We start from the raw sequence: 15,840 nt of genomic DNA on the forward strand, positions 1-15,840 counted from the left end.
TATAACTTTCTTATCAAGTTCATGTTTATATTTTGAAATTGGTTTAAGACTTTAACACTTAAATCCCCTATCATGTTGCGTCTTCTAATAAGGTAAGAGAAAGAGTATGTGGTTTAAAAACTGTATGGTTTATCGTGTTAATCGCGATGTTGAATTTAATGCTGACAAACTTGAAGAACAACTGGCTGAATTTCGTTTTACGCCATGCGGGAGTCAAGATAAGCAGAAATTTGGCTGGGTTCATGCGATGGGAAGACACGGTGACATGATGACTCATGTCTCTGAAGACCGTATTCTGATCTGCGCGAAAAAAGAAGAAAAAATGCTTCCTGCATCGGTTATTAAAGAATCTTTAAATGCCAAAGCAGAAGCGATAGAAGCTGAAGAAGGTCGTCCTCTCAAAAAGAAAGAAAAAGACAACCTGAAAGAAGACATTGTGATTGATCTTCTACCACGAGCTTTCAGCCGTAGTAATCTCACTTTCGTTCTGATCCTACCAAAGCAAGGCCTTATTCTTGTTGATGCAGCAAGCTATAAAAAAGCAGAAGACGTATTAGCACTACTGCGTAAAACCATGGGCAGCTTACCCGTTGTACCAGCGATTCCAGAACAAGCGGTTGAAACCACGTTGACGGCATGGGTGAAAAGTGGTGATTTACCTCAAGGCTTTACTTTACTTGAAGAAGCAGAACTCAAATCGCTATTAGAAGACGGTGCTGTTATTCGTTGTAAGAAGCAAGAATTGACCAGTGATGAGATTTTAAGTCATATCGAAGCCAATAAAGTCGTCACAAAACTCTCTTTAAATTGGCAAGATCGCATCAGCTTCATTTTAGCTGAAGATTGCAGCATAAAACGTTTAGCATTTAGTGATGATCTTAAAGATCAGAATGATGACATTCCACGCGAAGATCCTGCAGCACGCTTTGATGCAGACTTTTCTCTGATGTGTGGCGAAATATCAGCCTTCTTACCTAACCTGTTTGAAGCACTCGGTGGTTTACCTCACCCAGAGGCATAGTTTCCTCATCCATTTGCAAGAATCAAAGAGTTAAAGCCTGATATCCATACAGTACATCAGGCTTTTTTTTCTATCCCTAACTATCACCCTAGGCACATCTCTTTTTTTGGCGTAAAATTTGCGCCCCTCCAATACCATTAGGTGGTATTGGCCTGACTTGAGATCAGAATTAGAGAATAGCAATGAGCACAAATAAACCTTTCGTACCTGAACTACTATCACCAGCAGGCAGTTTAAAAAATATGCGTTATGCATTCGCCTATGGTGCTGATGCGGTTTACGCTGGACAGCCGCGCTACAGTCTTCGTGTACGTAACAACGAATTCAATCATGAAAATCTGCAAATTGGTATCGATGAAGCACACGTTTTAGGCAAGAAACTGTATGTGGTTTGTAATATCCAACCTCATAACTCGAAACTAAAAACGTTCATTCGCGATCTAAAACCGGTTGTCGATATGGGTCCAGATGCACTGATCATGTCAGATCCTGGTCTTATAATGATGGTTCGTGAAGCATTTCCAGAAATGCCGATTCACCTTTCAGTACAGGCTAATGCTGTTAACTGGGCAACCGTTAAGTTTTGGGCATCTCAAGGTGTGGAACGTGTCATTCTTTCCCGTGAGCTTTCGCTAGAAGAAATTGAAGAAATTCGCCAACAATGCCCTGATACTGAGCTAGAGATTTTCGTGCATGGCGCGCTTTGCATGGCGTATTCAGGCCGTTGTCTATTGTCTGGTTATATCAATAAGCGCGATCCAAACCAAGGCACTTGCACTAATGCTTGCCGTTGGGAATATAAAGTCGAGACAGCTAAAGAAGATGAATCTGGCCAAATTGTTGAAAAATTTGATCCAGCAGCGATTCAAACAATCGAAGTACAAGAAGAGCGCCCTGATAATACGCTTGGCTTAGGTAAACCGATTGATGATGTGGTATTGCTGTCAGAAAGCCATCGTCCAGAAGAAAAAATGGCCGCGTTCGAAGATGAGCATGGTACTTACATCATGAACTCAAAAGATTTGCGTGCGGTACAACACGTAGAGCGCCTCACTCAAATGGGTGTCCACTCTCTCAAAATCGAAGGTCGTACTAAGTCCTTCTATTACTGTGCTCGTACTGCTCAAGTTTACCGCAAAGCCATTGACGATGCGGTTGCAGGTAAGCCGTTTGATGAAAATTTAATGGGTACTTTAGAAAGCCTAGCTCACCGTGGTTACACCGAAGGCTTCCTACGTCGTCATACTCATGATACTTACCAAAACTACGATTACGGTTATTCCGTATCTGATTCACAGCAATTTGTCGGTGAATTTACAGGCAAACGCCGCGGTGAAATGGCTGAAGTTGAAGTGAAGAATAAGTTTATCTTAGGCGATAGTTTAGAGCTGATGACACCAAAAGGTAACGTGGTGTTCACGTTAGAAGCAATGGAAAATCGTAAAGGTGAAACCGTAGACGATGCAAAAGGAAATGGGCACTTTGTTTATATTCCTGTTCCTGAAGAATTGGATTTAAACTTTGGCTTGTTAATGCGTAACTTAAATGCTGGTCAGGATACCCGTAACCCTGTAGGTAAGTAACATGGCATTACTGATCACAAAGAAATGCATTAATTGTGATATGTGTGATCCTGAGTGCCCGAATGGTGCCATCTCAATGGGTAGCAGTATCTACGAAATTGATCCACATTTATGCACAGAATGTAAGGGACATTACGACAAACCAACTTGTCAGTCTGTATGCCCTATCACTAACTGCATCATCACCGATCCTGAGCACATCGAAACTGAGAGTGAACTACTCGAAAAGTTTGTCATCATTCAAGGTTTAGCCTGATGAAAAAGCCCAATCGAACGATTGGGCTTTTTTTATTTACTAGCCAGTCCTTTGCTTTTTAAGTAATCCAACATAAAAGGGCGAGACTCTTGAGATAATTTAGCCGTGATTTGTTGTGACCACATTTCTTGCTTGGTATTACTTGCACGTGATTGATAATAATCAAGCATGGTTTGATCGTATTGTTTGAGCGCATTCTGATCGAGTTTTTGGTAGCTATCTTGGTGGACAATCACAGTAGGACTTAAGCGAGGTTTTAACTGAGGATCTTGAGCTGGATGACCTAAGCACATGCCAAACAAAACCGCACAATACTTAGGGAGCTCTAGTAACTCATCGACCTCTTTAGGAGAGTTTCTTAATCCACCAATATAAACACCACCCAACCCCATCGACTCTGCGGCGAGTAAACAATTTTGCGCCATGATCCCAGCATCAACAGCTCCGATAAGTGTCAACTCCATAAACTCAGGTTTAACTTCCGGATTCATTGCATAGTGACGTTGATAATCAATACAAAAAACTAAAAATTCTGCTGCGGTAGCCACATAGGCTTGATTACCAGCCAACTTAGCTAATTGCTCACGCTTCGACTTATCCGTCACTCGAATAACAGAATTTACTTGTAACAAGCTCGATGAAGACGCGGCAATGCCGGATGAAATAATCGCATCCATTTGTTCTTGAGAAATCGGCTGTTCGGTAAATGAGCGAATAGAACGATGAGAAAGAATAGTTTCAACAACAGAATTCATTCAGATTTCCCTCTCAATAGTGTTTCGCATTGTCGTAGTAAGCGCTCGGCTCCAAAGCCGTAAAAATAACAGCTACATTATTGTCTTCACCAACAATTTCCTTTACTTGTTTCGTGACTACTTGAGCAACCGTATCTCTAACCTCTTGTCCACGTTCAAACCAAAATACCTCAACAAAAGGATAAGCTGGACTCACTTCACCTTCATGAAAAAACGTGGTGTAAATATATTCAAATGTAAAATCTTCACGTGGCGATCCCATCACTGACTCCAACTCATCAATTAAGGGCTTTGATAAAGCTTGGACTGTTTGAGGTTCAACAGCTCGAAATCTAAAATGCGGCATAGTGAGTTTCCCTTATCGTTAAGTGAAACTATCATAGCAGGAAGATAGATGGTGGGCGAGGTTGTCTCAAGCAAGCGGCTATTCATAACGATAATAATAGGGATGCTAAGCTAACTCTGTTAGAATTGCCCGCCCTCAAACCTTGATACAACGGCTTAATAAACGTATCAAGGTGTAATTGAAGATTTGTACGCAAATCCAGCCAGCTTTGCTTAGTTAGATACTTAGGAACTCGTTATGATGACTGATGAAGAAAGAATTGAATTACAAAAGAACAACCCATTACACGGTCTTAAGTTAGAAACGTTAATACAAGAGCTAGTCGATTTTTACGGTTGGGATATTCTAGATACCGCGATGCGTTTTAACTGTTTTCACACTAACCCATCGGTTGCGAGCAGTGTTAAGTATTTAAATAAAACAGATTGGGCAAGAGAAAAATTAGAGAATTTTTACCTATACCGTTTTAAGCGTATGCCTCGTGCATCTAGCGAAGAGTATGATTTACCACCTCGAGCTCGCACCTTTGCACATGGGCTTAAGCCAAAAGAGCCAATGGAACTCACTGTTGATTCAATTTTGAAGTCGCAAGCCAAAGCGGCATCGGCTCATAAAGAGCGTTCTTCTCGTGGACGCCAATTCCGCCGTTAGTTAACTGACAACTAGTATGCAAAACAAAGAGTCAAACGTGGTTAGCTGTATTTGACTCTTTTAGCTTTTGTGAAGATGGATATAAGCCAAATTTGGTTTAACTAGTTTAAATGAGTAAACTCCTTGCGCTTACCCAGAAGGATTCCCGCCATATACCAAACCACAATGATATTTAAGATAAAAATACTGATGCCTAACATACTGGTATGGATAATTATTTCATATATTTCAAACGGTATATAGATAGCTCCGCTAACCAACGCAAACCATTCAATCCAAACCAATCCTTTCCACAAACCATACGCCTCAACAAAGCGGATCAATGAGTAAGCAAAAGCTCCTATCGCAGCTAAGCCCACACTGCTATCTGAGAATGTACTCGCCGCATGAATAAAAACACTAGGCAAATTACTTGCAGGATTTAAATGTGCATGACTAACAATGGACTCAGCAACTTGTTGTAAGTTGCGGCCAGCCAGCGTATGAAGACCAAAAGCCACCAAAAGAGAACATAGCCCCTTGAAAGCCTCTAATGTCGCGACAGCTTTCAACCCACTTTTCGATGATGTCATATCAACCTGTATCAACTTGCTTTTTAAAACCGTATACCACCATAAAGTCAATCATTCGGCAACTATATAAGAAATAAGGCTACATAAACTCAATATTAACGTGCAGATAGGTGAAGCTAAAATCGCACCAAAACTAATACTAATCACAGTAAGTAAGTGATCAGAAATAGCGTAGGAAAAATACTTAATAGCAGGCGGAATTTTTCGATAAGTAGTTACTCTACAATTAACAATTCTAATGTCGTTATCGAGCGTTTTAACAAGCTAGGATGACTAATTGTTTACTAAGTCTGAATTAGCCTTAAATTAATTTTGTGGTCACTTCTGAGAGATGGTATCTGCAACGATAGCAATAAGGCATGGGAAGGAAGAGAGGCTAGTAGGAAAAGAGGTAACGAGTATAGCTTAATGCCCTAAACGCAAAAAACCCCAGCATTGCTGCTGAGGTTTCTAATAAAGTGGCGGAGCGGACGGGACTCGAACCCGCGACCCCCGGCGTGACAGGCCGGTATTCTAACCAACTGAACTACCGCTCCGCTGCGTGTCTGGTTAGACAATATTCAAAGCCTGGCGATGTCCTACTCTCACATGGGGAAGCCCCACACTACCATCGGCGCTATTGCGTTTCACTTCTGAGTTCGGCATGGAATCAGGTGGGTCCGCAACGCTATGGTCGCCAAGCAAATTCTTTAATTCGGAAAGCTGAATTCGTTCTTCACATTCAATGTTCTTCTATTGAGCCCACAAAACCCCTTCGGTGTTGTATGGTTAAGCCTCACGGGCAATTAGTATTGGTTAGCTCAACGCCTCGCAGCGCTTACACACCCAACCTATCAACGTTCTAGTCTCGAACAACCCTTTAGGACACTTAAAGTGCCAGGGAAGACTCATCTCAGGGCTCGCTTCCCGCTTAGATGCTTTCAGCGGTTATCGATTCCGAACTTAGCTACCGGGCAATGCTACTGGCGTAACAACCCGAACACCAGAGGTTCGTCCACTCCGGTCCTCTCGTACTAGGAGCAGCCCCCTTCAATCTTCCAACGCCCACGGCAGATAGGGACCGAACTGTCTCACGACGTTCTAAACCCAGCTCGCGTACCACTTTAAATGGCGAACAGCCATACCCTTGGGACCGACTTCAGCCCCAGGATGTGATGAGCCGACATCGAGGTGCCAAACACCGCCGTCGATATGAACTCTTGGGCGGTATCAGCCTGTTATCCCCGGAGTACCTTTTATCCGTTGAGCGATGGCCCTTCCATTCAGAACCACCGGATCACTATGACCTACTTTCGTACCTGCTCGAATTGTCATTCTCGCAGTTAAGCGGGCTTATGCCATTGCACTAACCACACGATGTCCAACCGTGTTTAGCCCACCTTCGTGCTCCTCCGTTACTCTTTGGGAGGAGACCGCCCCAGTCAAACTACCCACCAGGCACTGTCCGCAACCCCGATTAGGGGCCAACGTTAGAACATCAAAACTACAAGGGTGGTATTTCAAGGACGACTCCACGCAATCTAGCGACTGCGCTTCTAAGTCTCCCACCTATCCTACACATGTAGGTTCAATGTTCAGTGCCAAGCTGTAGTAAAGGTTCACGGGGTCTTTCCGTCTAGCCGCGGGTACACTGCATCTTCACAGCGATTTCAATTTCACTGAGTCTCGGGTGGAGACAGCGTGGCCATCATTACGCCATTCGTGCAGGTCGGAACTTACCCGACAAGGAATTTCGCTACCTTAGGACCGTTATAGTTACGGCCGCCGTTTACCGGGGCTTCGATCAAGAGCTTCGACCTAAGTCTAACCCCATCAATTAACCTTCCGGCACCGGGCAGGCGTCACACCGTATACGTCATCTTACGATTTTGCACAGTGCTGTGTTTTTAATAAACAGTTGCAGCCACCTGGTATCTGCGACTCTCAGTAGCTCCATCCGCTAGGGACTTCACCGCCAAGAGCGTACCTTCTCCCGAAGTTACGGTACCATTTTGCCTAGTTCCTTCACCCGAGTTCTCTCAAGCGCCTTGGTATTCTCTACCCGACCACCTGTGTCGGTTTGGGGTACGATTGCTTATAATCTGAAGCTTAGAGGCTTTTCCTGGAAGCATGGCATCAATGACTTCACTACCGTAGTAGCTCGACGTCGTGTCTCAGCCTAACAAGAAACCGGATTTACCTAGTCTCTTAGCCTACGCACTTGAACCTGGACAACCGTCGCCAGGCCCACCTAGCCTTCTCCGTCCCCCCATCGCAATTATAAGCAGTACGGGAATATTAACCCGTTTCCCATCGACTACGCTTTTCAGCCTCGCCTTAGGGGTCGACTTACCCTGCCCCGATTAACGTTGGACAGGAACCCTTGGTCTTCCGGCGTGGGGGTTTTTCACCCCCATTATCGTTACTCATGTCAGCATTCGCACTTCTGATACCTCCAGCATGCTTTACAACACACCTTCAACGGCTTACAGAACGCTCCCCTACCCCACAATCTTACGATTGCAGCCGCAGCTTCGGTTTACTACTTAGCCCCGTTACATCTTCCGCGCAGGCCGACTCGACCAGTGAGCTATTACGCTTTCTTTAAATGATGGCTGCTTCTAAGCCAACATCCTGGCTGTCTGAGCCTTCCCACATCGTTTCCCACTTAGTAGTAATTTGGGACCTTAGCTGGCGGTCTGGGTTGTTTCCCTCTCCACGACGGACGTTAGCACCCGCCGTGTGTCTCCCGGATAGTACTTACTGGTATTCGGAGTTTGCAAAGGGTTGGTAAGTCGGGATGACCCCCTAGCCTTAACAGTGCTCTACCCCCAGTAGTATTCGTCCGAGGCGCTACCTAAATAGCTTTCGGGGAGAACCAGCTATCTCCGAGTTTGATTGGCCTTTCACCCCTAGCCACAAGTCATCCGCTAATTTTTCAACATTAGTCGGTTCGGTCCTCCAATTGATGTTACTCAATCTTCAACCTGCCCATGGCTAGATCACTCGGTTTCGGGTCTATATCCAGAGACTAAAGCGCCCAGTTAAGACTCGGTTTCCCTACGGCTCCCCTATACGGTTAACCTTGCCACTGAATATAAGTCGCTGACCCATTATACAAAAGGTACGCAGTCACAGGACAAAGCCTGCTCCTACTGCTTGTACGTACACGGTTTCAGGTTCTATTTCACTCCCCTCACAGGGGTTCTTTTCGCCTTTCCCTCACGGTACTGGTTCACTATCGGTCAGTCAGTAGTATTTAGCCTTGGAGGATGGTCCCCCCATATTCAAACAGGATATCACGTGTCCCGCCTTACTCGTTTTCACTTAGAATGACGTGTCGGTTACGGGGCTATCACCCTTTATTGCCACGCTTTCCAGCGTGTTCACCTGCATCATTTAAAGCTTAAGGGCTAGTCCAATTTCGCTCGCCGCTACTTTCGGAATCTCAGTTGATTTCTTTTCCTTCGGGTACTTAGATGTTTCAGTTCCCCGAGTTCGCCTCGCTGCGCTATGTATTCACGCAGCGATACTAGCTTATGCTAGTGGGTTTCCCCATTCGGAAATCGTAGACTCAAGTGGCTTTTACTGCCTAATCTACGCTTATCGCAAGTTAATACGTCCTTCATCGCCTCTGACTGCCAAGGCATCCACCGTGTACGCTTAGTCACTTAACCATACAACCCGAAGAAGTTTCGTGTTGATGACAAGTCACCAAGGTTTAGTGTCTCTCTTTATTGAATGAGCGAGAGACATTTCGATTTTGCCGGACTCAATTTTGAAAACTTACCGCAGTAAGCTTTCCCAAGAACACTTGAATGTGTTTGGTATCAACACATAAACGTGTTGATATTGAGAACTTTTATTTGATAACAACAAAAAATCACGTTGTTATCAGTCAGCTTTCCAAATTGTTAAAGAGCAAGATTTTCTGATGAAAACCATTTTTAAGAACACTTAAGCAAATGTGCTTAAAGATGGTATCCCGTAGGGGAGTCGAACCCCTGTTACCGCCGTGAAAGGGCGGTGTCCTAGGCCTCTAGACGAACGGGACACTAAGTGGCGAATGTTTGGGAACATTCTTTCTCTAAAACTGTATAAACCATCAATCTGTGTGGACACTCATCAGTGTAATCATCGTATAAGGAGGTGATCCAGCGCCAGGTTCCCCTAGCGCTACCTTGTTACGACTTCACCCCAGTCATGAACCACAAAGTGGTGAGCGTCCTCCCCGAAAGGTTAAACTACCCACTTCTTTTGCAGCCCACTCCCATGGTGTGACGGGCGGTGTGTACAAGGCCCGGGAACGTATTCACCGTGGCATTCTGATCCACGATTACTAGCGATTCCGACTTCATGGAGTCGAGTTGCAGACTCCAATCCGGACTACGACGCACTTTTTGGGATTCGCTCACTTTCGCAAGTTGGCTGCCCTCTGTATGCGCCATTGTAGCACGTGTGTAGCCCTACTCGTAAGGGCCATGATGACTTGACGTCGTCCCCACCTTCCTCCGGTTTATCACCGGCAGTCTCCCTGGAGTTCCCGACATTACTCGCTGGCAAACAAGGATAAGGGTTGCGCTCGTTGCGGGACTTAACCCAACATTTCACAACACGAGCTGACGACAGCCATGCAGCACCTGTCTCAGAGCTCCCGAAGGCACTCCTGCGTCTCCGCTGGATTCTCTGGATGTCAAGAGTAGGTAAGGTTCTTCGCGTTGCATCGAATTAAACCACATGCTCCACCGCTTGTGCGGGCCCCCGTCAATTCATTTGAGTTTTAATCTTGCGACCGTACTCCCCAGGCGGTCTACTTAACGCGTTAGCTCCGAAAGCCACGGCTCAAGGCCACAACCTCCAAGTAGACATCGTTTACGGCGTGGACTACCAGGGTATCTAATCCTGTTTGCTCCCCACGCTTTCGCATCTGAGTGTCAGTATCTGTCCAGGGGGCCGCCTTCGCCACCGGTATTCCTTCAGATCTCTACGCATTTCACCGCTACACCTGAAATTCTACCCCCCTCTACAGTACTCTAGTCCGCCAGTTTCAAATGCAGTTCCGAGGTTGAGCCCCGGGCTTTCACATCTGACTTAACGAACCACCTGCATGCGCTTTACGCCCAGTAATTCCGATTAACGCTCGCACCCTCCGTATTACCGCGGCTGCTGGCACGGAGTTAGCCGGTGCTTCTTCTGTCGCTAACGTCAAAGAATACCGCTATTAACGATACCCCCTTCCTCACGACTGAAAGTACTTTACAACCCGAAGGCCTTCTTCATACACGCGGCATGGCTGCATCAGGCTTGCGCCCATTGTGCAATATTCCCCACTGCTGCCTCCCGTAGGAGTCTGGACCGTGTCTCAGTTCCAGTGTGGCTGATCATCCTCTCAGACCAGCTAGGGATCGTCGCCTTGGTGAGCCATTACCTCACCAACTAGCTAATCCCACCTAGGCATATCCTGACGCGAGAGGCCCGAAGGTCCCCCTCTTTGGCCCGTAGGCATCATGCGGTATTAGCCATCGTTTCCAATGGTTATCCCCCACATCAGGGCAATTTCCTAGGCATTACTCACCCGTCCGCCGCTCGTCATCTTCAAAAGCAAGCTTTTGAAATGTTACCGCTCGACTTGCATGTGTTAGGCCTGCCGCCAGCGTTCAATCTGAGCCATGATCAAACTCTTCAATTAAAGTTTTGTTGGTCCTAAGACCGGCTCAATGAATACTGACTTCAAAACTGTTTTTACTCGAAAGTAAAAAGTAATTTTAAAGCTATTGTTGCTCCAACAGAACAACAATGAATTGACTGTGCCAAAATCAAGTAAACTTGATTCTGATTGGTCACTCAGTTCATTGATAAATCTTTTTCGATTATCATCAACGAGTGCCCACACAGATTGATAGGTTTATATTGTTAAAGAGCGTTACTTTGCGAGGCGTTCCTCTCAAAGCGGACGGCAATTCTAGCGATTTAACTTCAAGTGTCAAACACTTTATTAGTTATTTCTCTTGCACTTATCTTTGATAAGTTTCCGTCATGTTGCTGGCTGACCTAGTTAGTCTGCCGTGACAACGAGGCGCATTATAGGCAGTTTGAACAATGATACAAGCGATAAAACGCATTTTTTTCTAACAAGCCGTTCGCTTGCTCATTAAACAATCAAAGTAGGCATTTATTATACAAAAAGGACCAATGATGGTCCTTTTTGTAGGTATAGACAGTGATTAATCTTGATGAGCAATGATTTGATCATTGCTAACAATCAACTTCACTTTTTTATCTGGCAAGATTTTTCCAGCTAATATATCTTTTGCTAGTGGGTTTTCAACACTCTGTTGAATTGCCCGTTTCAAAGGCCGCGCACCATAGACAGGATCAAATCCAACTTGAGAGATCAGTTCTAACGCTTTATCTGATACTTCTAGTTGATAGCCTTTCTCTTCCATTCTTTGACCAAGACGGGCCAGTTGAATAGAAGCAATCGACTTAATTTGCTCTTGTCCGAGCGGATGGAACACAACACTTTCATCGACTCGGTTTAAGAATTCAGGTCTAAAGTGTTTGCTCACCACCTCCATAACTTCATTCTTGATGCCTTCATAGTTGAGACTTGCGAATTTTTCTTGGATACGAGCAGACCCCAAGTTCGATGTCATTATCACTACGGTATTACGAAAATCGACCGTACGACCCTGACCATCAGTCAAGCGACCATCATCTAGAACCTGTAACAGAATATTGAACACATCCGGATGTGCTTTTTCCACCTCATCAAGCAGAATGACTGAATAAGGTCTACGACGCACAGCTTCCGTTAAATATCCACCTTCTTCATATCCAACATAACCAGGAGGTGCACCGACAAGGCGAGCAACAGAATGTTTTTCCATAAACTCGGACATATCAATGCGCACCATGGCATCTTCACTATCAAACATGAAATTGGCGAGTGTCTTACAAAGCTCCGTTTTACCAACACCAGTTGGACCTAAAAATAGGAAAGATCCGATCGGTCGCTGCGGATCTGATAAACCAGCTCGACTACGGCGAATTGCATTTGAAACCACTTCAACAGCTTCTACTTGTCCGATCACTCTTTTATGCAGTACAGCTTCCATTTGCAGCAGCTTTTCTTTTTCTGCTTCAAGCATTTTCGATACTGGAATTCCCGTTTGCTTTGATAATACTTCTGCAATTTCAACATCGGTTACTTTATTACGTAACAAGGTCATTTCTTGCATTTCAGCCTGAGTGGCAAGGTCAAGTTGTTTTTCCAGTTCAGGAATACGTCCGTATTGCAATTCCGACATCCGGCTTAAGTCACCCGCTCGACGAGCGAATTCCATATCCATCCGAGCTTGTTCCAGTTCAGACTTGATATGCTGAGTACCTGAAAGCGCCGCTTTTTCTGCATTCCATACTTCTTCCAATTCAGCGAATTCACGCTCTTTTTCTTTGAGTTCTTCATTCAAAGTAAACAAACGTTTGGTGCTCGCCTCATCGTGCTCATTGGTTAATGCCTGCTGCTCTATTTTAAGCTGAATAATCTTGCGTTCTAACTTATCCAATGATTCTGGTTTTGAGTCAATCTGCATGCGTATACTTGATGCAGCCTCATCAATTAAGTCGATCGCTTTGTCCGGTAATTGTCGATCAGAAACATAACGGTGCGATAAACTCGCCGCGGCAACAATTGCAGGGTCAGTAATTTCAACATGATGATGAAGTTCATAACGTTCTTTTAGGCCACGTAAAATAGCGACGGTATCTTCTACGCTCGGCTCATCAACCAATACTTTTTGGAAGCGGCGCTCAAGGGCAGGGTCTTTCTCTATATACTGACGATACTCATCTAAAGTTGTTGCTCCAACACAATGCAGTTCTCCGCGGGCCAGTGCAGGTTTGAGCATATTACCAGCATCCATTGAACCTTCGCCTTTCCCTGCACCAACCATCGTATGTAGTTCATCAATAAACAAAATGACGTTGCCTTCTTCCTTAGCTAACTCATTAAGTACTGATTTTAAGCGCTCTTCAAATTCACCACGATATTTAGCACCCGCTACCAAAGCGCCCATGTCTAGCGACAAAACACGCCTACCACGTAGACCTTCAGGTACTTCGTTGTTGATAATGCGTTGTGCTAACCCTTCAACAATGGCGGTTTTACCCACCCCCGGTTCACCGATAATGACTGGGTTGTTTTTAGTTCGGCGTTGCAGTACCTGGATAGTGCGACGAATTTCGTCATCACGACCAATAACAGGATCAAGCTTACCCTGCTCCGCTCGCTCTGTAAGATCGATAGTAAACTTTTCTAAAGCTTGTCTTAGCTCTTCAGCATTTGGGTCATTAACTTTCTGCCCCCCGCGGATCTGCTCTATTGCATCCGATAATTTCTTTTCGGTTAAACCTAATTCTTTTAGCAGTTTCCCAAGCGCACCTTTATCTTCTAGCGCCGCTAACAAAAATACTTCAGATGAGATGTACGAATCTTGGCGTTTTTGGGCCAACTTGTCACACAAGTTAAACATGGTGCCCATAGCACTCGACAATTGCACATCACCACCAATACCACTGACTTTAGGTAAGCGATCTAAAATTTCACCTAACTTTGAGCGAAGATGCATCACATCAATACTTAGCATCGTCAGTAGTGGACGAATCGGGCTACCATTTTGGTCAAGCAGCGCCACCATCAAATGAACGGGCTCTATATATTGATGATCACGGCCTAATGCCAATGATTGCGCATCAGAAATTGCAATTTGAAATTTGCTTGTAAATCGATCTAAACGCATACCAATATTCCTCATTCTATTGTTGAGAGACCAATCTTATGTAGCTAAAGATGGATACGAGGCATGGTTTTTTCAAGGGGGAGGTGTGGGAAGATTTTCTAATTTAAATAGCTATTCAATCCAAATAAAGGATGCTTGGCGTCCGGTAATACCATCTCGTCGATAAGAATAGAAACGGGCAGGATCTTGATAAGTACAAAGACCACTGTCAAATACTTGCTCAACTCCGCATTGATTCAGCCTTAATATTGCCAGTTGAGACATATTCGCTAGCCACTTTCCATCTCCTTTTGCAGAAAATGCATGAAAAGCCTTAACGTCTACATCAACGAAAGCTTGATAGACATCATGACCCACTTCAAAAGCGAGTGGTCCAATTGCAGGCCCGAGCCAAGCTATCACATCACCAGAAAATTGCGCCACTGCATTTTCAATAATGCCGTTGGCGAGTCCGCGCCAACCCGCATGTACAGCAGACACTTGAGTTCCTGCAGTATTAGTCAATAAAACGGGTAAGCAATCAGCGGTCATTGCTGAACAGACAACATTGGGGTGTTGAGTGAAAAGACCATCGGCATCCAAAATATCATTCGTGGATGAGCTCACTTCAATGACGTTAGTGGAATGAGTTTGGTTTAACCAAATAGGCATCGCAGGTAATTGAGCTTGTTGTAGAAGCCAATTACGATTGCGCTCGACTAATGATGAGTCATCCCCAACATGAGTTCCTAAATTGAGCCCCTCGTAAGGAGCAAGTGAAAAACCACCGATTCTTGTCGAAGAGAAGGCCTTCACATTTTTAGGAGCATTCCAATTAGGGATGACCATTTCCATTAATATTCTTCTTTTTTATTCAGCTTGGTGTCCACTCGAAGTGCTTCAGCCATTTCGACCATATCGTCTGGAACAGGCGCATGGAACTCAAGCTCTTCACCGGTAACTGGATGATTAAATCTAAGCATCACGGCATGCAATGCTTGACGATCAAAACCGCGAATCATTTCAGCCAGTTCTTCCGTTGCCCCTTTTGGAATACGAGCTCGGCCGCCGTAAGCTGTATCCCCCAAAAGTGGATGCTGTAAGTAAGACATATGCACGCGAATTTGGTGTGTACGACCAGTTTCAAGACGGAGACGAATACGCGTATGCTCGCGGAAATGTTCAGCGACACGGTAATGAGTTACCGCCGGCTTACCTAAAGGGCTAACGGCCATTAAGGTTCGTTTAGTTGAATGGCGACCAATTGGCTTATCAATCATGCCACCAGCCGTCATCGTTCCGATTGCAATCGCTTCATACTCACGAGTGATATTGCGCTTTTGTAGCGCTCGCACCAAATGAGTTTGAGCGGGTACCGTTTTAGCTACCACCATTAACCCGGTAGTATCTTTGTCCAAACGGTGCACAATACCTGCACGTGGAACTTCCGCAATAGCTGGATAATGGAACAATAGTGCGTTAAGCACTGTGCCATCGGGTGTTCCGGCACCAGGATGAACGACAAAATCTCGTGGTTTATTGATGACAATAATGTCATCATCTTCATAAACAATGTCTAAAGGAATGTCTTGCGCTTCCCAACGCTCTTCATCTTCAAGTTCGGCTTGAACGGTAATGATTTCGCCACCCATGACTTTAGTTCGCGGTTTGGTAATCACTTCACCATTAACCTGAACCTTGCCATCTAAAAGCCACTCTTTTAGACGTGAGCGTGAGAAATCAGCGAATAATTCAGCGACAGCTTGGTCTAAACGTTGACCTAACTGGCTATCTTTTACTGTATTTGTTAATTCAATCTGCTGAGCCATATAGAACTTTTTTAAAAACCGTGAGACTAATAGCGTCTAGTATGGATAAAATATGGCTTTATTGTATC

At 44.8% G+C, this 15,840-nt stretch carries 10 protein-coding genes, 2 tRNA genes and 3 rRNA genes; 4 read left to right on the plus strand and 11 right to left on the minus strand.

All coding sequences use genetic code 11. The features are described from left to right. Positions 1-106 precede the first annotated feature (106 nt). From rdgC to MCT08_RS12200, 3 genes are all read left to right on the plus strand, one after another. On the plus strand, positions 107-1,021 hold the full coding sequence (gene rdgC, locus MCT08_RS12190; protein WP_274678500.1) for a recombination-associated protein RdgC: 915 nt from the start codon (positions 107-109) through the stop codon (positions 1,019-1,021). Between the two features lie 182 nt (positions 1,022-1,203). After that, positions 1,204-2,604: a prephenate-dependent tRNA uridine(34) hydroxylase TrhP gene (trhP, locus tag MCT08_RS12195; RefSeq protein WP_274678501.1), complete on the plus strand. Its 1,401-nt coding sequence runs from the start codon at positions 1,204-1,206 to the stop codon at positions 2,602-2,604. A 1-nt stretch (position 2,605) separates the two neighbouring features. Continuing rightward, positions 2,606-2,860: a YfhL family 4Fe-4S dicluster ferredoxin gene (locus tag MCT08_RS12200; RefSeq protein WP_192075618.1), complete on the plus strand. Its 255-nt coding sequence runs from the start codon at positions 2,606-2,608 to the stop codon at positions 2,858-2,860. Positions 2,861-2,892: 32 nt separating this feature from the next. On the opposite strand, the gene nfsA is transcribed toward MCT08_RS12200, so the two are convergent. Both nfsA and MCT08_RS12210 read right to left on the minus strand, forming a co-directional pair. Beyond that, positions 2,893-3,615 carry an oxygen-insensitive NADPH nitroreductase gene (nfsA, locus tag MCT08_RS12205; RefSeq protein ID WP_274678502.1) on the minus strand — a complete coding sequence of 241 codons (723 nt, stop codon included), beginning with the start codon at positions 3,613-3,615 and terminating at the stop codon, positions 2,893-2,895. A gap of 13 nt (positions 3,616-3,628) precedes the next feature. Further along, on the minus strand, positions 3,629-3,961 hold the full coding sequence (locus tag MCT08_RS12210) for a DUF1904 domain-containing protein (protein ID WP_053310433.1): 333 nt from the start codon (positions 3,959-3,961) through the stop codon (positions 3,629-3,631). 237 nt (positions 3,962-4,198) lie between these two features. Between MCT08_RS12210 and MCT08_RS12215 the strand changes: the two genes are divergently transcribed. Beyond that, positions 4,199-4,612 carry a VF530 family protein gene (locus tag MCT08_RS12215; protein ID WP_053310434.1) on the plus strand — a complete coding sequence of 138 codons (414 nt, stop codon included), beginning with the start codon at positions 4,199-4,201 and terminating at the stop codon, positions 4,610-4,612. 101 nt (positions 4,613-4,713) lie between these two features. On the opposite strand, the gene MCT08_RS12220 is transcribed toward MCT08_RS12215, so the two are convergent. The 9 genes from MCT08_RS12220 to rluD all read right to left on the minus strand — a co-directional run bounded on the left by MCT08_RS12220 (position 4,714) and on the right by rluD (position 15,772). Beyond that, positions 4,714-5,184: a DUF2127 domain-containing protein gene (locus MCT08_RS12220; protein ID WP_274678503.1), complete on the minus strand. Its 471-nt coding sequence runs from the start codon at positions 5,182-5,184 to the stop codon at positions 4,714-4,716. A gap of 459 nt (positions 5,185-5,643) precedes the next feature. Then, positions 5,644-5,720: transfer RNA gene (locus MCT08_RS12225), tRNA-Asp, on the minus strand. A 29-nt stretch (positions 5,721-5,749) separates the two neighbouring features. Continuing rightward, positions 5,750-5,865: ribosomal RNA gene (gene rrf / locus MCT08_RS12230) — 5S ribosomal RNA — on the minus strand. A gap of 83 nt (positions 5,866-5,948) precedes the next feature. After that, a 23S ribosomal RNA gene (locus tag MCT08_RS12235) occupies positions 5,949-8,840 on the minus strand. A gap of 301 nt (positions 8,841-9,141) precedes the next feature. Further along, positions 9,142-9,217 (minus strand) — tRNA-Glu (locus tag MCT08_RS12240). 88 nt (positions 9,218-9,305) lie between these two features. Further along, a 16S ribosomal RNA gene (locus tag MCT08_RS12245) occupies positions 9,306-10,852 on the minus strand. The 16S, 23S and 5S rRNA genes sit together here with 2 tRNA genes alongside, the layout of an rRNA operon. A gap of 535 nt (positions 10,853-11,387) precedes the next feature. Continuing rightward, a complete protein-coding gene (clpB, locus tag MCT08_RS12250; RefSeq protein WP_053311205.1) occupies positions 11,388-13,964 on the minus strand; it encodes an ATP-dependent chaperone ClpB in 2,577 nt (858 codons plus the stop codon). Positions 13,965-14,075: 111 nt separating this feature from the next. After that, on the minus strand, positions 14,076-14,798 hold the full coding sequence (gene pgeF / locus MCT08_RS12255; RefSeq protein WP_274678504.1) for a peptidoglycan editing factor PgeF: 723 nt from the start codon (positions 14,796-14,798) through the stop codon (positions 14,076-14,078). Next, positions 14,798-15,772: a 23S rRNA pseudouridine(1911/1915/1917) synthase RluD gene (rluD, locus tag MCT08_RS12260; protein WP_053311207.1), complete on the minus strand. Its 975-nt coding sequence runs from the start codon at positions 15,770-15,772 to the stop codon at positions 14,798-14,800. The genes pgeF and rluD overlap by 1 nt, the downstream gene beginning before the upstream one ends. Positions 15,773-15,840 lie beyond the last annotated feature (68 nt).

Source organism: Vibrio aestuarianus, assembly GCF_028858425.1.
Classification (GTDB): Bacteria; Pseudomonadota; Gammaproteobacteria; order Enterobacterales; family Vibrionaceae; genus Vibrio; species Vibrio aestuarianus.